We start from the raw sequence: 23158 nt of genomic DNA, 5'->3' as shown, positions 1-23158 counted from the left end.
CCCCTCATCAGTACAACAGCGGCCGGAACTTCGGGTGATAGGTCAGCGCGGAGTCGCGTTCGGTCCTCGGCTTGGCCGGTATTCCGGCCACCACCGACATGTCGTCCACGTCTGCGCTGACCATAGAGCAGGCGCCGACGACCCCGCCGACACCGATCGTGACGTCCTGCAACACCGTCGCCCGGCTCGCCACCCAGGCGTGGTGCTTGATGTGCACCGATCGTAGGTCGATGCCGAAGTCGTCGCTGTCGATGAGGTGCTTGCCGGTGATGATCTGGACGTCGGAGGCCAGCACGACGTCGTCGTCGATGGTCAGCCCGCCGCGCGCGTCGAGCAGGACGTCGAACCCGATCGAACAGTTGTTGCCGATCGACAGGCGGGACAGGCCGAAGATGTTGGTGCCCATCATGATCGAGGTGTCCCTGCCGATCGTGACCCCGAAGAAGCGCAGGAAGGCCTGCCTGATGGCGTGCGAGGGAACATGGGTGATCAGATAGTTGAACAGTCTTTCCCCGAACTGCTCTTTTCGGGTGGTCCGATAGCCGCCGGTCATCGTGGTCCTTCCTGGTCGCGACCGCCGCGAGACGGGGTTCGCGGTGTGGTGGAGCCTCCCACCGCGAGGGACCGTCAGATGGTCAACGACCCGATGCTCGTTTCGATTGGTCTTCAAGGTCGGCGCGAACCATCATCTGCACCAACTCGGGGAACGCCACTGTGGGTTTCCATCCCAGCCGGTCCTTCGCCTTGGACGAATCCCCCATGACCTGGTCGACTTCCGCTGGGCGCATGAATCGCTGGTCGACCTCTACGAAAGGTTCCCATTCCTCGATTCCGACCTCGGCGAATGCAATATCGAGAAAGTCACGGATCGAATGTGTTTCTCCGGTGGAGATCACGTAGTCGTCAGCCTCGTCCTGCTGCAGCATCAACCACATCGCCCGGACGTAGTCCCCGGCGAAGCCCCAGTCGCGTTTGGCATCAAGGTTTCCCAGCGCAACCTTGTCCTGCAAGCCGAGGCTGATCCGTGCCACGGCTTGCGTGATCTTCCGAGTCACGAACTCCGGACCACGCCGGGGTGACTCGTGATTGAACAGGATGCCGGAACTGGCATGCATGCCGTATGACTCGCGGTAATTGATCGTCATATAGTGGGCGAACACCTTCGCCACCCCATATGGTGACCGGGGCCACAGCAATGTGCTTTCGCGCTGCGGCACCTCCTGTACCTTGCCGAACATCTCGGAACTGGAGGCCTGGTAGAAGCGCACCTGTTGGCCGGAATCGTCCTGGTAGTGGCGGACCGCCTCGAGCATGTTCAGCACGCCGCCTCCGGTGACATCAGTAGTCAGCCGAGCGTTCTCCCACGAGTGGGCGACGAATGACACGGCACCGAGGTTGTAGACCTCGTCAGGCTGCGCATGGGCGACTGCGTTCGCGAGGCTCGAAATGTCCAGCAGATTGCCGCTGACCATCTCGATGAACGGGCATGCCCGGGCGAGTACGACGGCCTTGGGGTCGTCCGCACCCCTGACCAGTCCGAATACTCGGTAGCCGTTCTTGTGGAGAAGTTCGGCCAGGTATGGACCGTCTTGCCCTGTCACTCCGGTAATGAGTGCGTTCGGCACAGCTTTCCTCTCATGGCTCGAGCCCGCCGTCCCGCGAGCTGCGGCGACAGTGTCGCACCGGGGGTTGTTTGGCTACAACTCAGAGCTGCTCAGCCACGTTGCCAAAAACAGCAGTTGGAGGTCACATGCTCTGTTCATCGCCACTCTAGCTGTGATCGTTACTTTGCGCGCTGCGTGAGTTTCGGTGTCGCGCAAACCCGGCTATGGTTTGGCCGGGCAGTCGAATCTCGGATCTAGGGGGAACTCTTGGACATCCTCGGTTACTTGTCGGCCTGGCGGCGAAGGTGGGCGACCGTGGTTGCTATTTTTCTCCTGGGCATCGGGTGTGCGGCGGGGCTGTCCGCCTTCACTCAGCCGCAGTTCGTTGCCACTGCGCAACTCTTCGTCACCACCACCGGCGGCGCTTCCGTGGTCGAAGCGTATCAGGGCAACCTGTTCGGCGAACAACGCGTGGTTTCCTACGCCAAGCTGGCTGCGGGGGAGCAGGTTGCCCAGCGGGCGATTGACCAGTTGCAGATCGACATGGCCGCGGATGAGCTCATGGCCGAAGTGGTTGCTGAACCCGTCCCCGACACCGTGCTGCTGAACATTTCGGTCAGCGATGCGGATCCCGAGCTGGCCACCGACCTCACCAATGCGGTGGCGCTGCAGACCACCCAGCTGGTCGAGGAGCTCGAGACCTCGGTGCGCGGTGGATCTCCTGCCGCCACAGCCGCATTCGTTCACGAGGCTCAGCTCCCCACGGTGGCCGCCGTGCCCAACTGGACCCGAAACCTTCTGGTCGGCGGTCTGGCCGGGCTGTTCTTCGGGCTGGTGGCCGCCGTCGTGCGGGACAAGCTGGACGACTCGCTGCGCTCCCCGGAGGGCGCGGCTGCCGCGGCCGGCGCCGATCTGATCGGCGCGATCCCCGGTGGCGGCGGATCCGGAGGCGAGGCTGCCGGAATGCCCTTCACCGCAGCCCAACCCGCCACCGCAGAGGCGTTCCGCGTTGCGCGCACCAACGTGCTCGCCGGCGGCGGCGAGAGTGAGACGGGCGCACTCGTGGTGGCCGGGCCGACTCCCGGTGCCGGTGCGACGACCGCCAGCCTGGGTCTCGGCGCAGCCATCGCCGAGACCGGACGCTCGGTGGTGCTCATCGACGCCGACCTGGAAAGCCGCTCGGCGTCGAAACGACTGGGCCTCGACGAGAGCCGCGGGCTGCACGAGGTTCTCGACGGCGCAGCCCAACCCGGTGAACTCGTCGTGAGGACCGAGGTGGACGGGTTCTCGGTGCTCCCCGCGGGCGCCGGGACCGAGTCGCCCAGCAAGCTGCTCGCGGCCGAGTCGCTCGCCAAGGTGATCAAGGTTCTGGCCAACGAACACGATCTCGTCATCATCGATGTGCGGCCGCTGCTGTCGTACAGCGACGGGATCGTGCTGGCCAGCCATGCAGACGGCATCCTGCTGGTGAGCCGTCAGAACAAGACGAGTGCCAAACAGATCGCCGCGGCGAGCAGTAGAGCCCGGGCGGCCAGATCGCAGATTTCCGGGGTCATCGTGACCGGGGTAAAGGCAGATGGCGGCTAGCCGAACAGCTGTGCGCCGACTGCTCGTGGTGGCGGTCGGGCTGGCGGTCGTGGCGACGGGATGCATGTCGCCACCGCCGGCGACCCCCCATCGGCCGGTGACGGTGACGACCCAGAAGCCGCCGCGGCCTGCTCCACCCCCCGCAACCGCCGAAGGTTACCCGCGGCTGGGCGGTATGGAGCCTGGAGCGCTGCTCGAACTCGACAGCTTCGACCTGATCGACCCGCGTATCACGGTCAGCGGCGCCGCCGCCTGGCGTATCCGGTACCTGTCGACCTCCGCGATCGATGACAAGCCGGTCGAAGTCACCGGCGTCGTCCTCGTTCCCGGGGGTGACCCGCCCGATCGGGGGTGGGAGGTCATCGCCTTCAACCACGGCAACACCGGAATCGACAAGGACTGCGGACCGTCGTTGTACGACGACCTCCTCAGTCAGTGGCTGCCGATATCGGTGCTGCTGCTGCACGGGTACGTCGTGGTGGCGTCGGACTACGAAGGCCTCGGCGGCGTCGGCCCGCACGCCTTTCTCAATTCGGCGGCGCTGGGGCGCAACGTGATCGACGCCGTCCGCGCGGCCCGCAAGATACGGCCCGACATCGGTAGGCGGTGGGCCGCCTTCGGTGGCTCGCTGGGTGGTTTGGCGACGTGGGCGGCCAACGAACAGGCCTCGACCTACGGAACGGACCTCGAGCTGGTCGGAGCCGCGTCCTGGGTTCCGGTCGTCGACGTCTCAGATCTGCCCGCCAAAGCGTCCGCAGGCACCCTCACCCGCGATCAACAGCATCTGTATTTTCTGGCGATCATGGGGTTGAAGCGCACGACCCATCCTGACCTCGATCTCCAGCGATTCATGCGTGGCCCGTTCTACGCGAACCGCGACGTGCTGATGGTCTGCAACGGCCCAGGTGTGCAGGACGCCATCGACATTCTGGAGTCCGCGGACCCCGCCGACCTGAAGCCGGCGGACGCGGCCGCGGCACGGGAGATGACCGCACTGCTCGAGGGGCTGGCTGTGCCCCGGCAGCGGATGGCCGCGCCGATGCTGGTGCTCTACGGTTCGGTCGACCAGCTGGTGGACCAGCCCTGGGTCGAGCGGGCCATCCGGGAGGGGTGCGCGATGGGCGACACGATCCAGTGGGTGCTGCGGGCCGGTGCCGGCCATGACACCATCGACGCGTCCATGGCCTTCCCCTGGATTCGCGAACGATTCGACGGTCAGGCGCCGATCAATCGGTGCGAGACGCCCCCGGCGCAGCCGGGTGGCTCCTGATGGAGGGTTTCGAGTAGATGCGTCTGTGGGGCAGGGGAAGTCGGGTGTCGACCGTGTTGGCGGCCGGCATGACCATCCTGTCGGTGCTCGCGGGCGCCGGCTGTGCGCAACTTCCCGGAACCCAGATCCATGCCGACGTCGATGACCAGCTCGCAACCCCGAAGCCGGACCCCGAGGGTCCCGGGTCGCTGGTGGAGACCAGGCCGTTCCGGGATGTCGACGAGTCCGTCAAGAGGCTGGGCGCCACCGCGGTGAAGGCGCGCTACCGGTCGACGTCCGGAGTCGACGGAACACCCACGGAGGTGTCCGGATCGCTGTTCGTTCCTGCCGGCAAGCCTCCGGTCGGCGGTTGGCCGGTCATCGCGCTGGCGCACGGCACGACGGGCATCAGTGAGGAGTGCGCGCCGTCTCTGTCTCCGGATCTGCTCGGCTCGATCGGACTGGTCGCCGGCTACCTGCAGTTGGGTTATGCGGTGACGGTGGCCGACTACCAGGGGCTCGGAGCTCCCGGTGCGCATCCCTACCTGGACGCCAAGACCGCGGCGATGAACGTGATCGATTCGGTGCGTGCGCTGCGCAAGGTGTCGAAGAACGTGTCGACGAGGTGGGCGGTGATGGGAGGCTCGCAGGGCGGTGGGGCGTCCTGGGCGGTCAATGAGCAGGCATCGACCTACGGGGACGACCTCGATCTGGTGGGTGCCGTGGTACTCGGCCCGATGGTGGACATGACCGGTATGGCCTATGCCGCGGCCACCCAGACGCTGACCCGGGACCAGATGGGCGTCTATATCTGGATGTTGATGGGCGTCGAGGACACCCGGCCGGGTTTTCCCATCGACGAATACCGGCACGGGGTCGCCGAGCAGAAGTGGGACGTACTGCGTGGCTGTTCGCGCGACGCGTCCCGAGAGCGGGTTCTCACCCTGTTCGAACTGCAGCCGCAGGATCTGGTCCCGTCGTCGCCGGCCAGCACGGAGCGCCTCGCTGAGATCTTCGGGGAGATGGCGTTGCCGCAGCAGCCCGGCGCGGCCCCCATGCTGGTGATCTACGGGGGTTCCGACACCTATGTGAACCCCGAGTGGACCCGAGAGGCCATTGCCCGGGCATGCGCGATGGGAACGAAGGTGGCGACGGTCCTGCAGCCCGAAAAGGGGCACCTGGACCTCGATGTCGACGACTTCGCCGGTTGGCTGATGGCCCGGATGGAGGGGCTGCCGGCACCGGACACCTGCTCGGACACCTAGCGCTGTGGGGGAGTGACCAGTGTGTTCGGCAACGAGGACTCACGTTCATGGGAGGTAAGCAAATCGGATCTCAGCAGTGGCTGTCGGCCGGTGTCCGAAAACCGCCGCTACCCTGGCGTCGTCATGTCTGACCGACTGCCGGAGGCTCGATTCTGCCGGCCTCCCGCCCCCGGCCGGTGGCGGGGGATGACCAGACGCGCTCTGGTCGCCGTCGTCATGGTCGCCCTGTTCGCCGCGGGATGCGCCGACCTGTCGGGTGAGGTCGAACATGTCCCGCCGACCGATGTCGCTTCCGCCGATCTGTCCGGAACAGGGCCCGGTTCGGTCATCGAGGCGAAGAGCATGCCGAACCTCGATCGCAGCATTCGCACGTCGGGAGCCAGGGCAGCTCGTGTCGTGTACCGGTCGACCTCGGGTGTCGACGGCCTTCCCACCGAGGTGAGCGGGGCGGTCTTCGCGCCGGTGGGCAAGCCGCCGGCGGGTGGCTGGCCGGTGATCGCGTTCGCGCACGGCACGAGCGGCATCAATCCCGACTGCGGCCCTTCGCTGTCGCCTGATCTGTTCGGTGCCGCGGAGCTGATCTCCAAGTACCTCGATCTCGGATTCGCCGTGGCTGCGGCCGATTATCAGGGGCTCGGGCATCCGGGGGTGCACCCGTATCTCGACTCCAAGACCGCAGGGCTCAATGTGATCGACTCGGTGCGGGCGTTGCGCGCGGTGTTCGAGGGCATCTCCGATACGTGGGCGGTGTTCGGGGGTTCCCAGGGCGGTGGTGCCGCGTGGGCGGCCAATGAGCAGGCCAGTACCTATGCGACGGACCTGAGGTTGGTCGGATCGGTGAGTCTGGTTCCCGTTGCGGACATCTCGGGGTACGCCGCGGCAGCGGCTGACGGGACGCTGACCAGGGACCAGCAGGCCGCCTACATCTGGGTGTTGATGGGGTTGGAGCGTGCGGATCCCGACTTCGACATCGACGACTACCGGCGCGGCATCGTCAAGGAGAACTGGGAGGTGTTGAGCGCCTGCACCGGGCCGGAGGCCGAGGAACGCGCCGAGATTCTCGCCGAGGTGTCCGCCGACGACCTCAGGCCCGCCACCCGGCAAGCCGAACAGCGGCTGGCCGAAATCCTGCAGCGGATGGCACTTCCGCAGCAACCCGCCGCCGCGCCGATGCAGATCTTCTACGGAGGCCAGGACACCTACATCAACCCCGAGTGGACGGCCGCGGCCATCGACCGGGCGTGCGAACTGGGTGACACCATCGAGGCGATCTTCCAGGAAGACCGGGGCCACGGGGACATCGACGGCAACGCGTACCTGGAGTGGATGGGCGAACGATTTCAGGACATGCCCGCACCGAACACCTGTGGCGCCCGATAGCAGGTCAGTACAGCAGCGGCCGGAAATCCGGCGAATACTGCAGCTTTGACTTGCGCGTGCCGACCCGCCTGGTCGGCACACCGGCGACGACCGCCATGGGTTCGACGTCTTCACGCACCATCGAGCAGGCTCCCACCACGGCGCCCGGGCCGATGTCCACTCCGGCCAGGACCGTCGAACGGCTCGCAACCCAGACGTGGTGGGCGATGTGGACCGGCGACATGATGATTCTGAAGTCGTCCGAGTCGACCACGTGGTGTCCGGTGATGATCTGGACGTCACTGGCCAGCACGACACAGTCGTCGATGCTGAGTTCGCCCCGTGCGTCGAGCAGACAGCGGAAACCGATCGAACAGTTGTCCCCGATGGTCAGCTGCTTGATGCCGTGCACGCGCGTGCGCATCATGATCGACGTTCGCTTGCCGATCTTCGCGCCGAACAGGCGCAACCAGGTCTGCCGAAACCAGTGCGACGGCACGTAGGTGATGAGCAGGTTGTAGATCCGCTCCCCGATCTGTTCCCGGGCGTCGGTGGGAATGTCGTCGGACGTTCGCTTGGGCGGGCGCCGGTATTCGCCGGCGACTGTCTGCGTCCCGTTGCTACGGGTCATCGTCTCTCCTCGATAGCCTTTGCCACCGTCGCGGTGGCCCGGGCATCAGCATTGTCGCAGTGCCCGGCGGCAGGCGCAGCCCGCCCGCCGTCGGTCTGGTTCCTCCAGGAAACACTCGCCCGCCGCGCCGGGTTGACGGGCCTGTCGAACCATGGCGGGCGCGCACGATGCCGTTCCGCTGGTGTGCCGGGCCGGGCTCCCGGTTCGGAGTGGCTGTTACGACGATGTTAGGGCTCCGAGGCGACTGGGGAAAGCGTGGTTGCCCTCGCCTCCGCCCGGGTATGAAGGTTTGCGGCGAATATCCACGCCGACGCCAATTTGTGTGCCAGGACACATGGGAGGCGAAGGTGTGCCTGCTCAATATTCCTGCTACCGTTTGCATGGAATTTGCTACGTCGGGGGGTCCACGCGTACTACTGCTAGGAATCGAGGACCGAACGGATGCGAATCTTGCACATCTCCGAGGCCTTCGGGGGCGGGCTGCGCACTGCGATCGTAAACTTCGTGTCGGCAACGCCGCAGCACGAGCACACCATCTTCGTCCGGGTGCGTCAGGGGCACGAGACGGTCGACATCCCCAGGTCGGCCCGTTTCGAACAGTACGCCGGCGGGCTGTTCGGCTTCTTGGCAAGCGCCAGCCGGCTCGCCGCTGAGGGCGGCTACGACGTGGTGCATCTGCACTCCAGCTACGCCGGCCTGATCCGGGCGGTTTTGCCACGGGGCACCCGGATCGCGTATTCGCCGCATTGCTACGCGATGGAGACCAACCACTCCCGGCTTCGCCGGATCGCGTACCGGTCGGTGGAGTGGGCGTTGGCTCGCCGCGATCAGCTCCTGGTCGGCGTGAGTCCGTACGAGATGGAACTGGGCCGCCGGCTGAACCGCTCGATGCCCGGCGTCGAAGTGCGCAACGCTGCCCCAGCCCGCCCCGGCACCGTCAGTCCTGCGGCCGACACCGAACCGCCCACCATCGTCATGCTGGGCCGGATCTGCGCGCAGAAGGATCCCGAGTTCTTCGCTCGTGTCTGTGCGACGTTGGGACCCGGCCGGTTTCGCTACCAGTGGATCGGTGAGGGAGACTACGGCCGCCGAGCCCTGGAAGAAGCCGGGGTGCAGATAACCGGCTGGGTGTCTCATCAGCGCTCACAGCAGCTACTCGCCGCGGCCAGCCTCTACGTTCACACCGCCGCCTGGGAGGGCGGTCCGCTGGCGACGCTGGAAGCGGCGGCAGCCGGGTGCCCGGTGATGGCCCGCACGATCCCCAGCATGAGCTCGCTCGGCTACTACGTGGCCGGGGACTCTCCTGAGCTGGTGGCCGCGCGAATCGAGAGGTTCTTCGGGGACAACGGCTTTCGTGAATCTGTCCGGGAGCAGACCAGGGTGCTGGCGGCGGAGAACTCCTTCGAGCGGCTGGCGGCGGACCTTCAGGAGGCGTATGCGCAGGCGTACGAACGTTTGGGTACGCCGGGCCAGTCCGTTCCCGCCGTCCGCGCCGCCTAGATCAGCCGCGCCAGAGGTCTGATGGCGGCACCCCTGCGCGGCGCAGCATGTGGCGGACCAGGGGCAGGCTCAATCCGATGACGTTGGACGGGTCGCCGTCGATGCGGTCGATGAACCAGCCGCCCAGCCCGTCGAGGGTGAACGCGCCGGCGACGTGTACGGGCTCGCCGCTGGCGAGGTAGGCCTGTAGTTCCTCGTCGGTCGGTGACCCGAAGTGCACTGTGGTGCTGCGGGTTTCGCTGTCGGTGTGGGTGATGACGTTGTCGGTGATGCGAAGCAGGGCGTGCCCGGTGAGCAGGTGGGCGGTCGACCCGGCCATCGAGGCCCATTGCCGGCGGGCCGCCTCGGTGGAGCCGGGCTTGCCCTGGAGGGTGCCGTGGTGAAACAGCATCGAATCACAGCTGAGCACAACGCAGTCCGCGGCCACCTGGACGGGCAGCTGCGCGGCGACGGCAAGGGCCTTGGCGTTGGCCAGCTTGGCCACAACTGCTTCCGGCGCTGTGTTGTCGTCCAGCGAGGCGATCAGGGCGTCCTCGTCGACTTCGGAGACCACCACCAGGGGTTCGATGCCTGCCTGGCGGAGCACCCGGAGTCGGCCGGTGGAGGCTGAGCCGAGTACGAACTGGGTCACGGGCGGTCGCTGCCGCTCAGCGGCGCATGTGGGTGCGTTCGAGCAGGGTGACGCGTTGCCAGCTGAATACGGAGTAGCGCAGTTTGTCGACGGGGTGGCCCCAGGGGTTGAGTTCCTGGGGGCCGGGTTCGGTGGTGCCGTTGCCTGCGCTGGCCAGGATGGTGGCCAGGGCGGCGATCTCTTCGAGGCTGGGGTGGCCTTTGAGGATCTGGAAGTGCGGCTCCGGTGGGGGTGGGTTGTCGATGGTCATGTCGCGCGGGTCGGAGACCTCGGCGATGTCGGTGTCCTGGCTCATGGCGTCACATCCTTGTCTGGCAGTCAGGTCCTGGGGTGTGGAGGTCGGCTCAGAGCGGGATGTTGCCGTGCTTCTTGGGTGGGGTCTGGGTGATCTTGCGCTCGAGCAGGCGCAGCGCGGTGCCGATGTAGCCGCGGGTGTGCGAGGGCGGGATGACCGCGTCGACGTAGCCGCGCTCGGCGGCCATGTAGGGGTTGACCAAGGTGTCTTCGTATTCCTGCTGTAGTTGCAGGCGTAGCGCGTCGACGTCGTCGCCCTTTTCGGCGGCGTCCTTGAGTTGCTTGCGGTAGACGAAGCCCACCGCGCCGGAGGCGCCCATGACCGCGATCTGGGCCGTCGGCCAGGCGACGTTGACATCGCAGCCCATGTCCTTGGAGCCCATCACGCAGTACGCGCCGCCGTAGGCCTTGCGGGTGATGACGGTGATCTTGGCGACGGTGGCCTCGCCGTAGGCGTAGAGCAGTTTGGCGCCGCGGCGGATGATGCCGTTGAACTCCTGGTCGGTGCCCGGCAGAAAGCCCGGGACGTCGACGAGCATGACGATCGGGATGTTGAAGCAGTCGCAGGTGCGCACGAAGCGGGCGGCCTTCTCGGAGGCGTCGATGTCCAGGCAGCCGGCGAACTGGGTGGGCTGGTTGGCCACGATGCCGACCGGGCGCCCGTCGATGCGCCCGTAGCCGACGACGATGTTGCCCGCGTAGCCGGCCTGGATCTCGAGGAACTCGTCGTCGTCGAGGATGCGGGTGATGACCTCGTGCATGTCGTAGGGCTGGTTCGGCGAGTCCGGGATCAGCGTGTCGAGTTCGAGGTCCTCGTCGGTCAGGTTCTCCTCGATCGGGCCGGGGTGCGGGGCCGGATAGCGCGGCGGCTCGGCGTAGTTGTTGGGCGGCAGGTAGCTCAACAGGTCGCGCACCCATTCCAGGGCGTCCTGCTCGCCGGAGGCCACGTAGTGCACGGTGCCGGATTTTGCCATGTGGGTCTGGGCGCCGCCGAGCTCTTCCATGGTGACGTCCTCGCCGGTGACGGTCTTGATGACGTCGGGACCGGTGATGAACATCTGGCTGGTCTGATCGACCATGACCACGAAGTCGGTCAGCGCGGGGGAGTAGACGTGCCCGCCGGCCGCGGCGCCCATGATCAGCGAGATCTGCGGGATGACCCCGGAAGCCTTGATGTTGTTGTGGAAGATGCGGCTGTAGAGCCCGAGGGAGACCACGCCCTCCTGGATGCGGGCGCCGGCGCCGTCGTTGATGCCGATCAGGGGGCGGCCGGTCTTGATGGCCAGTTCCTGGACCTTGACGATCTTCTCGCCGTAGACCTCGCCCAGTGAGCCGCCGAACACGGTGGCGTCCTGGCTAAACACGCACACGTCGCGGCCGTCGATGGTGCCGTAGCCGGTGACCACCCCGTCGCCGGTGGGGCGGTTCTTCTCCAGGCCGAAGTTGGTGGAGCGGTGCTTGGCCAGCGCGTCGAGTTCGACGAAGGACTCCTCGTCGAGTAGCGCGAGGATGCGTTCGCGGGCGGTCAGCTTGCCCTTGGCATGCACCTTCTCCACCGCGGTCTCACCCACCGGATACAGGGCTTCCTCGGCGCGCTTGCGCAGATCAGCCAGCTTCCCGGCGGTGGTGTGGATGTCGATCTCATGCTCGGCGGCGGGCTCACTGACGCTGGTCATGAAGTGATGGTATCGGCGGGGGTTCAGGTCGCTGCGATCGACCCTTACTAGTCCCTTAATAAGGGCGGAAAAGGGGAGGGACCACCACCGGCGCCGGCATCAGGATTTCAGGAACCCGATCTCTTTGCGCTTCTTGCCGAGCACGGGTTCCGGGTCGGTCCTCAGGCCGCGCGCCAAGATCTCGTTGTAGACGTCACGGAAGTCGGTGGTGACCTTCAAGTCGTCGTCCTTGAGATCGGTGAGGCTGGGATCGTCGCCGTAGAAGCCGCCCTTCACCCGGTCGCCGAGGACGAAGACGGGGCCGGCTGTTCCGTGGTCGGTCCCGTCAGACGCGTTGGCTTCTACGCGTCGGCCGAATTCGGAGTACGCCATGATGACGATGTTCTTCGCGTTCCCGTGCTTCGCCAGTTTCGACCTGAACCGCGTCAGGGCTTTGTCCAGCTCCCTAAGCAGGCTCTGCTGAGTGCCCTGCTCGTCGGCGTGTGTGTCGAATCCACCGAGCGCAACACTATAAACCTGGGTGGACAGTCCTGCTTCAATACACGCCGCCACGACGTCGAGCTGTGACGTGAGATTCGTGTAGTCGAACTCCACCTCGGATGCTCCGCTTTCAGAGGACATCGGCGCGAGCTTGTCGTTCACGTGCACAGCATTGCGGTACGAGTCACGAACCATCGTCATCGCCGGGCTGTCGTCCGAATCGGGTTCGGACAATGCGCCGAGCAGGTCGACGGAACCGTCGGAGAGCACCCGATCGCCGACGAAGGCGGCGGCTGTGCTGCTTTCGCCGACCAGCGCCGGGGGCAGCACCGGACCCATGTGCAGTGCCCGCATCGAGTCTCCGCCTCGCGCGTCCAGCCACCGGCCGATCCAGCCGGAGGTGACGGAGTTGTCGAGTGATGCCGACTGCCAGATATCCATCGACTGAAAATGACTGCGGCTCGAATTTGGATAGCCGACGCCGCGGACGATTGCCAGTGACCCGTCGTCGAACATTTTCGCCATTCCGGCCAGGCCCGGGTTCAAACCGTGGTCGCTGTCGAGGCGGAGAACGTCCTCCGGAGCGTAGGCAAGTTCGGGCCGAGCTGCGAAATAATTCGAGTCTTGGTACGGGACGACGGTGTTGAGTCCGTCGTTGCCGCCGTAGAGGGTGACCAATACCAGAATCTTTTCGTTTGCTCCCAGCGGATGGTCGTCCGCGGCAAGCATGATCTCGTTCCAGCTCACGACCGGCATGGATGCGGCCGTGGCGGCAAGTGCGCTGGCTCCGGCACAGGTGGTGAGGAACTTCCTTCGGCTGAAATCCGGCATCGTGTATGGCCCCTACGTGGTGAGGTACTCGGGCGCGTTGACGGCGGCCGCGACCAGCATTTTCGGGTTACCGGTCAGTGGCTTGAGCGCTTCAGCGGTGCGGTCGGACCAATCGCCGACTCCGATGAGATAGCCGACGGCGTCGAGGCGATCTTCACGGATAGTCTCGGAGACGAGGCTGATGTCGCCGAAGTCGGCCAGCTTATCGGCCAAACGCAGGCGCTTTCCTGCGGCCGCGTTGGACAGCCACGCCCACCCGCTGGGCCAGCCACTGACATTCGGAGGATAGAAGGGTCGTTGGTCCAGCGATTTCAACGAATTGATAACCCTCTCGCTCACCTCGTCGTCCATATCGATATTCAACGACCTGAGCACTCCCACAACCCACTCAATGGGGCCGGACACGATTGAGCCCCGAGCGGCGAGGAATGCCGGATCGGTGAGAATCGCGGTGGTGAGGGCGCGCAAGTCGCGGTCGTGCCCGTACTTGCGTTCCAGGCGGTCGAGCGTCTGGGCGTTTGGGGGACTGTCAGAAGCGAGCTGAAGCCATAGGCGACTGGCGACGAATCGCGGTGAATTCGGATGCGAAAGCACGATGTCGCAGAATTCTTCGCAGCCGAAATTTCCGGTCTGGCCCAGGATGGTCTTTTTTGACGCGTCATGACGGTCAGCATCGAACTTGGCTTGACCGTCACTGATGGTCCAGCCCGTGAGGGCTCTCGACGCTTCCCGGACGTCGGATTCCGTGTACCCGTTTCCGATTCCCAACGCAAAGAGTTCCATGAACTCGCGGGCCAGGTTCTCGTTGGGCGACCCGGCGACGTTCCGTTTGGCATCGAGCCAGATGATCATGGCCGGATCGACCAAGGCTGCGTACGCCAGCGACCTGAAATCGCCGAGACACAAATCGCGGAACAACGTGTTCTGGCTGGCCATCAAGCTCGCGGACCGGACTTTGGAGGCTGATGTTGCGAAATGGTTGTGCCATAACAGTGTGAGTTTCTCCCTGGCAGGGCGTTCGGCCGCGACCATTCGCTGCAACCACCAGGCGACGAGTTGATCCCTCTGATCGGACGATTTCTCCTCATACGCCCGAACGGCCTTCTTCTTTCGCTTGGGCGGCCGCACCGCGTCGGAAAAGGCGGGCATCGGGGTGGCGGCAACGCCAGCATCATTGTCGAAATCGCCGCCCAGCAGTTCGTCCACGTACGACGTGGGCTCGCCGATGGCGAGTAGGGCATCGACCTCATGCCCCCGCGCGCCGAAGCCGCTGCGCCGCAGTACCCTCGCCGCTGCAATCCAGTCGGCTGACTGCGTCGACATCAAGTGCCCCCAAAGACATACCACGATACGAGGGATCGCCCCCGAACAGGGCTCATTGGCGACGACCTCAGCGTCGCGCCATTTCGTGATCTCCAATGTATCGGACGTCGGTACCCGGAGCGAGCGAGTGCAATCGCAAACACATCACAATCGGGCTCGCGTGCAGAGGTTGGCCGTCCACATCGCCCGCCGATACTCGCTCGCGGTGCAATGCATCGCGCGACAGCGCCTGCGAGCGACGTCCAGCAGTAGGCCGATGGCCAGTCTGGAGTTCGCTAAGAGCGTTGATGGCGGCGCGCAGCAAACTATTTGCGGAACCCGCTGCGTGCACCGGACGTCAGTGTGGCGATTCGACTCAGCTCGCTGAGATGGGGCGACGCTGCGGAAAGTCGCCACGCACCCAAGCCTTGCCGCGTCTCCTAGTTGCTTGCCGCGTCCCCTAGTGGAAGAAGAATGCGGATCATCGTCCAGATCGCAGCTAGGTGAATTGCAGGCTAGGCAACCCTGATGAAGGGCCAGGGCCGGCGATCGGAGGCAAGGAAACTCACCTACCGACCCGATGCCTCCTAGCTGAAACGCAGGGGATGTGCGTTTCGTGGCAACTCTGTCACCGGTAGAGAGTTGTTCGATGGAAGTCGTATGTGAACGCTCTTTCGATTCCTCCGCAACGGATTTCGACGAGCCAGACACCGGTGGCGCACCTGCCCGGCCGCCTCAGGCCCCCCGACGCGGCACTCGCGAGCCGCTTCGTCGGCGCCCTTCGGCCCATGGGCTGACCGTCCTGAATCCAAGTGGTATCCGGCCCGCCAGCAACGTGCGCGAAAAATTGCCGATTCTGTTGACAGCATTGCACCTGCGTGCAATGCTTTGACCACTAATCCCAAATCTTTCAGGGGGGGACATGTCAACTGTCAGCGAAAAGATTTCTGGAGTTGGTACCAAGCTCCAAGTGGGTACCGCGGCTGCCGCTCTCGCGACTGCTGCGGCATTGACCCCCGCGGTCATCGCTCAGGCCGATATCGCTGCCCCGGCGCCCACCGCGCCGGCGATGACAGAGATCAACAATCTCGCTGCCGCGCCGGTGATCAGTTCGGTCACCTTCGCTGAGCAGGCGGGTTGGATCTGGTTCGGCCCGCCGCGGCCCGATGCCCCAGCAAAGAGCACCTTCTTCGAGTTCAAGCCCTTGGTGTTGGTGCCCGGATTCCTCCAGCCATTCTTCGGCTGGACCGCCAACCTCAACTTCGAGGCTTGCGTATTCGGTCTCACCGTGGCCATTGGTCCTTACGGAACGCTGTCAGCGTCCGTGAGCCGGGGCTGTTAAGAGGCACGCCAGTCTCGTCTGTGCTCCAGGCCTGTCCCTTAGGCCCGGACAGGTCCGTGGGAAAGTACTGAGTGAGTAGATTTTCGCGACGTCCGTCCAACGATGAACCAAGCGACGATCCGCAGGTAGTCGATGACAGCGATCAAGGTGGATCGCTGTCTCGGCGCCTCTGGAACCGTCCCGTCACCTGGGTTGCGCTGGCTGCGCTGGTCATAGTCCTGTGCTTTGGCGGCTGGCTGTGGATCAACGCGAATTCCGCGCGGTCAAACCTCGAGGAGGCGCGTGCCTTTGCGCAGCAAGCGAAAGACGCGCTGCTGCAGGGCGACACCGACGATGCATCGCGACTAGCCGACAACGCGCAGGTTCATGCGCTCGCCGCCCGCGATGCAACCCATTCCGCGCCGTGGAACATCGTGTCCGCGTTGCCCTGGCTGGGCAAACCATTCTCAACTGGGCAACAAATCACCGACGTGGTGTTAGGTCTGACTAGCGATGTTCTCCAGCCGACCGCTGATGTCGGCATAACGATCTCGCCGGATCAGCTTTACAAAGATGGACGGGTCGACGTGCAACTTCTGCGCGATCAGGAGCCGCAACTCGCTGAGATCTCCGCGGAGGCAGTTCGTCTGAACGCTGACGCGCAGGCGATTTCAGATCCCGGCTATCTCGCGATGATGGAGGATGCGCGTGCACAACTCCAGCGTCAGACTGCGGATATCGCCGGCGTGATCGAGAACACGGCCCTGGCTGCGCGGGTCGCGCCATCGATGATGGGCGCCGACGGCCCGCGGTCCTATTTCATGGGTTTCCAGACGAACGCCGAGGCCCGTGGCACGGGAGGGCTACTCGGTGGCTTCGGGGTGTTGCGCTTCGACGACGGCAGGCCGACGGTGGACAACCTGGGGGCGAACACCGAACTCACGGATGCGGTGGCTACCGTCGATCTGGGCTCCGATTACGAGCAGCTGTACGGGTTCACCAATCCGAAAACTGACGTCCGCAACAGCAATCTGAGCTCGCACTTTCCCTACGCCGCACAAATCTGGAAGTCAATGTGGGAGCACGAGACGGGGATGGTGGTGGATGGCGTCATTGCCATCGACCCGATTGCGCTCAGCTATATTCTCGGTGCCGTTGGCCCGGTCACGATGCCGGATGGTGAGAGGATCACCAAAGACAACGTTGTCGAGCTGACGGAATCCACTGCCTACATCCGCTACCCGACAGACCAGAGGGCTCGCAAGAATTACCTTCAAGATATTGCCAGCGAAGTGGTCAACAAGATCACCGAACCTGTCGAGTCACCCCGAAGGTTGCTTGATGCCTTGGGAAGGGCGGTCAGCGAACGTCGGATCGCAGTCTGGACTTCGTCGCCGGAGGACCAAGCTCTGATCGAGCAGACCCCTCTCGGGCATTCGGTACCGGGTGACGCCGCGCCATACGCAGGCGTGGTGATCAACAACATCGGCGGAAACAAGCTTGATTACTATCTGGAAAGAAGCATCGAATACGCAGCTGACGGCTGCGACGGCGAAACCCGAATGTCGACGGTTACAATTCGCCTCAAGAATTCCCTCGAGAATGTTGAGGGACTACCGAATTATATTGTCGGTACAGAGGGGCTTATCAGCGACGTTCCTTTCAACGCGCCGAAAGGAACAATGGTGACCTCCGTGCGGTTGGTGGCCACTGCAGACTCGACTTTGGTGAGTGCGCTGGCGAACGGTGAACGGGTTCCCGTCATCAGCGGCATGGAACGTGGCCACCCCACCTATGAAGTGCAGGTACTCATCCCGCCTGGACAATCCGGAGAGCTGAGCTTCCGACTGTCGGAACCGACCTCGCCGGGTGCCCCGCGCGTTCCTGTTCAGCCGTTGGTGGACGCGGTTACACCATTAGTATCGGTACCTACATGCTCAGAATGAGCGGAGCAGAGCCAACGTATGGGCGACCCGCGCTGGATCTCCATGCTGATCACGCTATGCCGCAGTGTGACCGCTATATCAATGTCGCAGAGTTGCGCGACGCGACACGACCAGTGGAGGGCTCTTGAACCTGCATGAATTTGTGAAAGTGCTGCGCACCCGCTGGATCACAATAACTGTGACCGTCCTCGCTGTGGTTTTGGCCGCCACCATATTCAGCCTGCTTACGACTCCGCTCTACAAGGCCACCGCGCGACTGTTCGTCTCGACGACATCGGGCACCACTACTTCGGAGATCTATCAAGGTAACCGGTTCTCTCAGGAGCGGGTGATCTCGTACGCTGAGCTCTTCACCGGCAAGACGCTGGCCCAGCGCACCATCGACAAGCTCGGGCTTCCGATGAGCGCAGAAAGCCTTCAGCGCAACGTCACTGCAAGTGCCAAGCCCGAGACGGTGCTCATCGATGTCGGTGTCACCGACGAATCACCTGTCCGAGCGCGTGACATCGCGAACACCCTGTCCGACGAATTCGTCGTCATGGTGCGCGAACTCGAAACCCCGGAGGGCGGCCAGACGCCCGATGCCCGAGTGGTGGTCGAACAGCGAGCCTCGATCCCCCAACATCCGGTGGTGCCGAAAACGACACGAAACATCGTGCTGGGACTCGCCTTGGGCCTGCTGTTGGGATTCGGGATCGCCATTCTCCGAGACCTGCTGGACAACACGGTGAAGGCTCGGGAGACTCTAGAAGAGATTACCGGTGCGGGGGTTGTCGGTACAGTCCCGTTGTCGAAGGAGCGCCGCAAGCAGGCGGCGATTTCGTTCGACAGCGAGAATTCGGTTATTTCGGAAGCGTTTCGCAAACTCCGCACCAATCTGCAATTTGTCGCGGTCGACAACCCGCCACGCGTAATCGTTGTGACCAGCTCGATGCCCAGCGAGGGGAAATCGACTACAGCGATCAATATTGCGCTTGCCCTTGCCGAGGCCGAACACAATGTTGCCCTCGTCGATGGTGACCTTCGGCGGCCCATGTTGCATAAGTACCTCGACCTGGTAGGGGCGGTGGGATTCAGCACTGTGCTCAGCGGGGGCAGTTCCCTCGAAGAGGCGCTGCAGAAGACGCGCTATCCGGGACTGACAGTGCTGACGTCAGGGCCCGTTCCGCCCAACCCGAGTGAGTTGCTCGGGTCCCAGTCGGCCAGGAACTTGCTCAACACACTGCGCAACCAGTTCGACTACGTCATCGTCGACTCGACACCTCTACTGGCGGTCACCGACGCAGCGGTCCTGGCTGCCGGTGCTGACGGAGTGTTGATCATTGCGCGTTACGGCGAAACCAAGCGCGATCAACTTGTGCACGCCGTCAACAGTCTCGAGGGCGTCAGCGCGCCGCTACTTGGTGCTGTCTTCACGATGGTGCCTACCCGAGGAAGCAGTTCCTATAGCTACAGCTACAGCTACTACGGCGATAGTCCGAAGCGTGCCGGCGCCACTAGCGCCCATCCCAGCAGCAACGGAGTGCCCAAGTCGGAATCAGAGTCCTCCGTTGACCCGGAATCCACGGAAGAGGATTCGGGTGTTGCACAGTCGGCCGGTAGGCGTCATAGGCGAGACGTATAGGGTTAGACGGGTTCGGGCTCGAATCGAGTGAGGGCTGGGCCTGCCGCTGGGGCGCGGTGCGGCAGGCACTCGACTCCGCACCATGCATCGTGACTTGGGCGACAATGGATGTCGATAGTATTCATCGAGGGTCAGGCACTGAGCTCAATTGGTGGGCTTACCACCTGGTTGGCTCGGTTGATTCAAATGCCCGGAGCGGGCAACTTCTTTCGGACGAAGATTATTAAGAGCGGCTGTAACCGATCAGGCAAGATCTTGTGGAGCCATTTAGTCAAGCCGTACAGGAGTGAGTTCCGGAAGTGATAGGCGGGTTCGCCAGGTAGGTAAACTACGAAAATCTCCGGGTCAGGGCCAAAAGAGCGCCTGAGTGAGTTCTTTGTATTCAGCCGGTATCTGGTTGGGAAGACGTCAATTGACTTCCGTTTTGGTTGGATACGGCTCAAGGCGCGAACGTGAAGGCGGTTGGGAACCGCCGTGGCGGCCAGGGCAATGTAGCCGAACTTGTTCGGTGTCAACGCTGCGATGAAGCCACCAGGAGCAAGTACCCGCATCAACTCCTTGGCCACGAATTCGGGATCGTCAATGTGCTCGAAGACGAACCGAGCAAAGATAATGTCAAAATGACCGTCGGGATACGGTAACTGATTACCTGGTTCCACGACGGTCGCGTGGTCTAAGAAGGGGTTATCGAGAATCGCGTCATCAACATCGCAACCTTCGAGATGAGCGCAACGGCCCTGCAAGTTGAATAGGTGACGCCTGTAGGGGACGTTGTTGTCAACTATTTGCTCGCCTCTACCAGCGCCAAAATCTAGAACTCTGTCGGTCGGTCTTAGTGCGGCATTTACCTGGTTGAATAGAATGACACCGGGGTCTTCGCGACTGAACCCGCCAATATTCGATTCGGGGAAGAACCGTTGTCGCAGCGATGAACCGCCCGCCAACTTTTTGATGATTCCTCACCCCCAGTCGATGCATTGTTCCCAAGTCTCGGAACAAAATGCACATTAGCACATGCGGCGGATCTTGCATCCGCAAGCCTGTTTGGGGCTGTCTTACGTGCCTTGCTGAATGAGACGAGCTCGGCACCGGTCGGCCCCAGCCGCGGTGGCCCCTCCGAGGCCCACGATTGCGCTATGCCGGAGCCCGCGGCGCGAAATGTCCTCCGCTCCGGAAGGCTGGCCGCCGCCTGCGCTCCGCGCTGGGTTCGCTCCTGCATCCGTCCGCGCGAGGAGGAGTCGAGCACGCAGGTTGGCCAACCCGCTCAAGTGCGAGTTCAACTTGGCAATCGAACTGAATTGTCGCGTGAGATTCACCCCGGGCCGAGGACCGTCACAGTTGGTCGAATCTTTACTGCGCAGTATGCGATCGTCAGGACTATGCAATTGTTGTTCGGGGAAGATGGGTTTGGGCGCCAGCACCTTGAGCACGAGGTACATGTTTGGGAAAAGGCGATAGCGCCCATTAGTTCGCGTATTGGGACGAGTTCGGGCTGGTGTAGGTGAATAGATCGGATCGGAATGGCAAACATCGCGCCCAGAGGCGACCTCGTCTGAAGTGGTTGCTGTCCCAATTTCCACACTTTGTCAGCGCACCCGAGAATGGACCCGCTCATGGGAGGAGTTGAGTGGACCTTGTCGGCGCATGACAATGATCCGACGTCGAGGGTCGCCGAATTCGGTGTGCGGTTCCCGAGCGTGCGGCTCTGACCGTCACCCCGTGCCAGGAACCTGCAGCGGTCGGCCGGTAGGCTGAGCGCTCAACTGCTTCCGGTTAAATAACCGCCTTGGCGGATGGGGGATTGAATGACAAAGCGGGCACTGATCACGGGCATTACCGGGCAGGATGGCTCCTACCTTGCTGAGCTGTTGCTGGCGAAAGGCTATGAGGTACACGGGCTGATACGCCGAGCGTCGACATTCAACACTTCGCGTATAGACCACCTATACGTCGACCCGCACTCCCCGGACGCCCGACTCTTTCTGCACTACGGAGATCTCAGCGATGGCGCCCGACTGGTGACGCTGCTCGCCGGCATCGATCCCGACGAGGTGTACAACCTGGCGGCGCAGTCCCACGTCCGGGTGTCCTTCGAAGAGCCCGAACACACCGCCGACACGACAGGCACCGGAACCATCCGGCTCCTTGAGGCAGTGCGGCTGTCTGGTATCAAGACGCGGTTCTACCAAGCGTCTTCTTCCGAGCTCTACGGGGCGACGCCGCCACCACAGAACGAGGAGACACCGTTCTACCCTCGTTCACCGTATGCGGCGTCGAAGCTCTACAGCTACTGGATCACCAAGAACTATCGTGAGGCCTACGGGCTGTTCGCAGTCAACGGAATACTGTTCAATCACGAATCGCCGCGCCGCGGTGAGACATTCGTCACCCGCAAGATCACCCGCGCGGTCGCCGCGATCAAGGCCGGCACCCAGGACCATCTCTATATGGGCAACCTCGACGCTGTCCGCGACTGGGGATACGCCCCAGAGTATGTGGAGGGAATGTGGCGGATGCTGCAAGCCAACGAACCTCGCGACTATGTTCTGGCGACAGGTTTGGGGATAACTGTTCGAGAGTTCCTCGAGATCGCCTTCGGTCATGCGGATCTTGAGTGGCGCGACCACGTCAAGTTCGACGAGCGCTACCTTCGCCCGACAGAGGTCGATGCATTGATCGGTGACCCAGCGCGGGCCGGTGAAATGCTGGGCTGGGTGCCGACGGTCGACGGTCGTCAACTGGCCCGACTGATGGTTGACGCTGATATCGAGGCGCTCGTTCATGCCGGTCGGCCATGGATCGACACGGTGCGACTAGACTCGTGGGTGACGCCCAGCACGCGCGGAGCGCTCCGGCCGTGACCGCGGACCCGCATTACCAGCCCGGTGAGCTCGGCCGGGCTGCACCGTTCTACGTTGCGGGCCACCGAGGATTGGTCGGCTCGGCCATAGTGCGAAGGCTGGAGGCCGCGGGGTTCGAGAACATCATCGGTAAGGCCTCAGATGAACTGGACCTGAAGAATCGTCACGCGGTGTTGGACTTCTTCCACCAGACAAGGCCGCGGTATGTCGCACTCGCGGCGGCGAAAGTCGGTGGCATCATGGCCAACAACAGCTACCCCGTTGACTTCCTCAGCGATAACCTGCGCATTCAGGTCAATGTCCTGGACGCAGCCCGGGAGGTTGGTGTAGAGCGCCTTCTGTTCCTGGGTTCCTCGTGCATCTACCCGAAGTTCGCTCCGCAGCCGATCCGCGAGGAATCTTTGCTAACCGGTCACCTCGAGCCTACCAACGACGCGTATGCGATCGCGAAGATCGCCGGCATCCTGCACGTACAAGCGGTTCGTCGACAGTACGGGCTGCCCTGGATATCGGCGATGCCAACGAACCTCTACGGACCAAACGATAATTTCTCAGCGACAGGCTCGCACGTGCTGCCGGCATTGATTCGGCGCTACGATGAGGCGGTTGCGTCGGGCGCGCGGTCTGTGAGCAACTGGGGCACCGGCTCTCCTCGGCGGGAGTTTCTGCACGCCGATGATATGGCCGACGCATGTCTGCACTTGCTCGAGCACTACGACGGCCCGGAGCAGGTCAATGTGGGAAGTGGTGCTGATGTCACCATCCGGGAGGTTGCTGAGACTGTCGCGTCGGTCGTGGGATATTCCGGCGAAACCACTTGGGACACCACCAAACCCGATGGAACTCCGCAGAAGCTGCTGGACGTGTCGAAGCTCGCAGGTGCGGGCTGGACATCGAAGATAAGCCTGAGAGAAGGGCTGGAACGAACGGTGGCGTGGTACCGGGAGCATCTCGGTGACTTACGGACCTAGTTGCTGGCCTTGCGGTTGCCACAGTC

At 63.5% G+C, this 23158-nt stretch carries 19 protein-coding genes; 10 read left to right on the top strand and 9 right to left on the bottom strand.

The window, feature by feature from the left end:
- Positions 1-7: 7 nt before the first annotated feature.
- The gene (locus ACXAID_RS02955) at positions 8-553 is read right to left on the bottom strand and encodes an acyltransferase (protein ID WP_475020682.1); all 546 of its coding nucleotides are present in this window, start codon (positions 551-553) and stop codon (positions 8-10) included.
- 82 nt (positions 554-635) lie between these two features.
- Positions 636-1625: a GDP-mannose 4,6-dehydratase gene (locus tag ACXAID_RS02950; protein WP_475020681.1), complete on the bottom strand. Its 990-nt coding sequence runs from the start codon at positions 1623-1625 to the stop codon at positions 636-638.
- 246 nt (positions 1626-1871) lie between these two features.
- Here ACXAID_RS02950 and ACXAID_RS02945 point away from each other — a divergent pair, with 246 nt between their 5' ends.
- The 4 genes from ACXAID_RS02945 (at position 1872) to ACXAID_RS02930 (ending at position 7085) form a co-directional block, all read left to right on the top strand.
- Complete coding sequence (locus ACXAID_RS02945; RefSeq protein ID WP_475020680.1) at positions 1872-3191, top strand: tyrosine-protein kinase domain-containing protein; 1320 nt, start codon at positions 1872-1874, stop codon at positions 3189-3191.
- A 10-nt stretch (positions 3192-3201) separates the two neighbouring features.
- On the top strand, positions 3202-4461 hold the full coding sequence (locus tag ACXAID_RS02940) for a lipase family protein (protein ID WP_475020679.1): 1260 nt from the start codon (positions 3202-3204) through the stop codon (positions 4459-4461).
- A 44-nt stretch (positions 4462-4505) separates the two neighbouring features.
- Positions 4506-5705, top strand: a complete 1200-nt coding sequence (locus ACXAID_RS02935; protein ID WP_475020678.1) for a lipase family protein — start codon at positions 4506-4508, stop codon at positions 5703-5705.
- Positions 5706-5891: 186 nt separating this feature from the next.
- Complete coding sequence (locus ACXAID_RS02930; protein ID WP_475020677.1) at positions 5892-7085, top strand: lipase family protein; 1194 nt, start codon at positions 5892-5894, stop codon at positions 7083-7085.
- Between the two features lie 4 nt (positions 7086-7089).
- Here ACXAID_RS02930 and ACXAID_RS02925 read toward each other — a convergent pair whose 3' ends face one another.
- Positions 7090-7695, bottom strand: coding sequence for an acyltransferase (locus ACXAID_RS02925; protein ID WP_475020676.1), 606 nt, complete (start codon positions 7693-7695; stop codon positions 7090-7092).
- A 441-nt stretch (positions 7696-8136) separates the two neighbouring features.
- Between ACXAID_RS02925 and ACXAID_RS02920 the strand changes: the two genes are divergently transcribed.
- Positions 8137-9195 carry a glycosyltransferase gene (locus ACXAID_RS02920; RefSeq protein WP_475020675.1) on the top strand — a complete coding sequence of 353 codons (1059 nt, stop codon included), beginning with the start codon at positions 8137-8139 and terminating at the stop codon, positions 9193-9195.
- Position 9196: 1 nt separating this feature from the next.
- Here ACXAID_RS02920 and ACXAID_RS02915 read toward each other — a convergent pair whose 3' ends face one another.
- The 5 genes from ACXAID_RS02915 to ACXAID_RS02895 all read right to left on the bottom strand — a co-directional run bounded on the left by ACXAID_RS02915 (position 9197) and on the right by ACXAID_RS02895 (position 14430).
- A complete protein-coding gene (locus ACXAID_RS02915) occupies positions 9197-9826 on the bottom strand; it encodes a Maf family protein (protein ID WP_475020674.1) in 630 nt (209 codons plus the stop codon).
- 16 nt (positions 9827-9842) lie between these two features.
- Complete coding sequence (locus ACXAID_RS02910; protein ID WP_475020673.1) at positions 9843-10121, bottom strand: acyl-CoA carboxylase subunit epsilon; 279 nt, start codon at positions 10119-10121, stop codon at positions 9843-9845.
- A 49-nt stretch (positions 10122-10170) separates the two neighbouring features.
- Positions 10171-11796, bottom strand: coding sequence for an acyl-CoA carboxylase subunit beta (locus ACXAID_RS02905; protein ID WP_475020672.1), 1626 nt, complete (start codon positions 11794-11796; stop codon positions 10171-10173).
- 99 nt (positions 11797-11895) lie between these two features.
- Positions 11896-13107: a DUF1501 domain-containing protein gene (locus tag ACXAID_RS02900; RefSeq protein ID WP_475020671.1), complete on the bottom strand. Its 1212-nt coding sequence runs from the start codon at positions 13105-13107 to the stop codon at positions 11896-11898.
- 12 nt (positions 13108-13119) lie between these two features.
- The gene (locus ACXAID_RS02895; RefSeq protein ID WP_475020670.1) at positions 13120-14430 is read right to left on the bottom strand and encodes a DUF1800 domain-containing protein; all 1311 of its coding nucleotides are present in this window, start codon (positions 14428-14430) and stop codon (positions 13120-13122) included.
- Positions 14431-15331: 901 nt separating this feature from the next.
- On the opposite strand from ACXAID_RS02895, the gene ACXAID_RS02890 reads away from it, so the two are divergent.
- The 3 genes from ACXAID_RS02890 (at position 15332) to ACXAID_RS02880 (ending at position 19300) form a co-directional block, all read left to right on the top strand.
- Positions 15332-15751, top strand: a complete 420-nt coding sequence (locus ACXAID_RS02890; protein WP_475020669.1) for a hypothetical protein — start codon at positions 15332-15334, stop codon at positions 15749-15751.
- A gap of 155 nt (positions 15752-15906) precedes the next feature.
- The gene (locus tag ACXAID_RS02885; RefSeq protein WP_475020697.1) at positions 15907-17676 is read left to right on the top strand and encodes a DUF4012 domain-containing protein; all 1770 of its coding nucleotides are present in this window, start codon (positions 15907-15909) and stop codon (positions 17674-17676) included.
- Between the two features lie 124 nt (positions 17677-17800).
- Positions 17801-19300 carry a tyrosine-protein kinase domain-containing protein gene (locus tag ACXAID_RS02880; protein WP_475020668.1) on the top strand — a complete coding sequence of 500 codons (1500 nt, stop codon included), beginning with the start codon at positions 17801-17803 and terminating at the stop codon, positions 19298-19300.
- A gap of 182 nt (positions 19301-19482) precedes the next feature.
- Here the strand turns inward: ACXAID_RS02880 and ACXAID_RS02875 are convergent, their stop codons facing one another.
- Positions 19483-20244: a class I SAM-dependent methyltransferase gene (locus ACXAID_RS02875; RefSeq protein ID WP_475020667.1), complete on the bottom strand. Its 762-nt coding sequence runs from the start codon at positions 20242-20244 to the stop codon at positions 19483-19485.
- Positions 20245-21105: 861 nt separating this feature from the next.
- Here ACXAID_RS02875 and gmd point away from each other — a divergent pair.
- Both gmd and ACXAID_RS02865 read left to right on the top strand, forming a co-directional pair.
- Positions 21106-22161: a GDP-mannose 4,6-dehydratase gene (gene gmd / locus ACXAID_RS02870; protein WP_475020666.1), complete on the top strand. Its 1056-nt coding sequence runs from the start codon at positions 21106-21108 to the stop codon at positions 22159-22161.
- Positions 22158-23132, top strand: coding sequence for a GDP-L-fucose synthase family protein (locus tag ACXAID_RS02865; RefSeq protein WP_475020665.1), 975 nt, complete (start codon positions 22158-22160; stop codon positions 23130-23132). The genes gmd and ACXAID_RS02865 overlap by 4 nt, the downstream gene beginning before the upstream one ends.
- The last annotated feature ends 26 nt before the right edge of the window (positions 23133-23158 follow it).

It is taken from the genome of Mycobacterium sp. ABE4_509 (assembly GCF_056160785.1).
Note: the sequence above shows the minus strand (reverse complement) of the source record. Positions and strands in the feature narration are given on the sequence as shown.

Bases quoted from the DNA above. Each gene is read 5' to 3' on its own strand.
- ACXAID_RS02955 (WP_475020682.1), bottom strand. From the start codon at position 553: ATGACCGGCGGCTATCGGACCACCCGAAAAGAGCAGTTCGGGGAAAGA.
- ACXAID_RS02930 (WP_475020677.1), top strand. From the start codon at position 5,892: ATGACCAGACGCGCTCTGGTCGCCGTCGTCATGGTCGCCCTGTTCGCC.
- ACXAID_RS02925 (WP_475020676.1), bottom strand. From the start codon at position 7,695: ATGACCCGTAGCAACGGGACGCAGACAGTCGCCGGCGAATACCGGCGC.
- ACXAID_RS02920 (WP_475020675.1), top strand. From the start codon at position 8,137: ATGCGAATCTTGCACATCTCCGAGGCCTTCGGGGGCGGGCTGCGCACT.
- ACXAID_RS02910 (WP_475020673.1), bottom strand. From the start codon at position 10,121: ATGAGCCAGGACACCGACATCGCCGAGGTCTCCGACCCGCGCGACATG.
- ACXAID_RS02905 (WP_475020672.1), bottom strand. From the start codon at position 11,796: ATGACCAGCGTCAGTGAGCCCGCCGCCGAGCATGAGATCGACATCCAC.
- ACXAID_RS02900 (WP_475020671.1), bottom strand. From the start codon at position 13,107: ATGCCGGATTTCAGCCGAAGGAAGTTCCTCACCACCTGTGCCGGAGCC.
- ACXAID_RS02895 (WP_475020670.1), bottom strand. From the start codon at position 14,430: ATGTCGACGCAGTCAGCCGACTGGATTGCAGCGGCGAGGGTACTGCGG.
- ACXAID_RS02890 (WP_475020669.1), top strand. From the start codon at position 15,332: ATGTCAACTGTCAGCGAAAAGATTTCTGGAGTTGGTACCAAGCTCCAA.
- gmd (WP_475020666.1), top strand. From the start codon at position 21,106: ATGACAAAGCGGGCACTGATCACGGGCATTACCGGGCAGGATGGCTCC.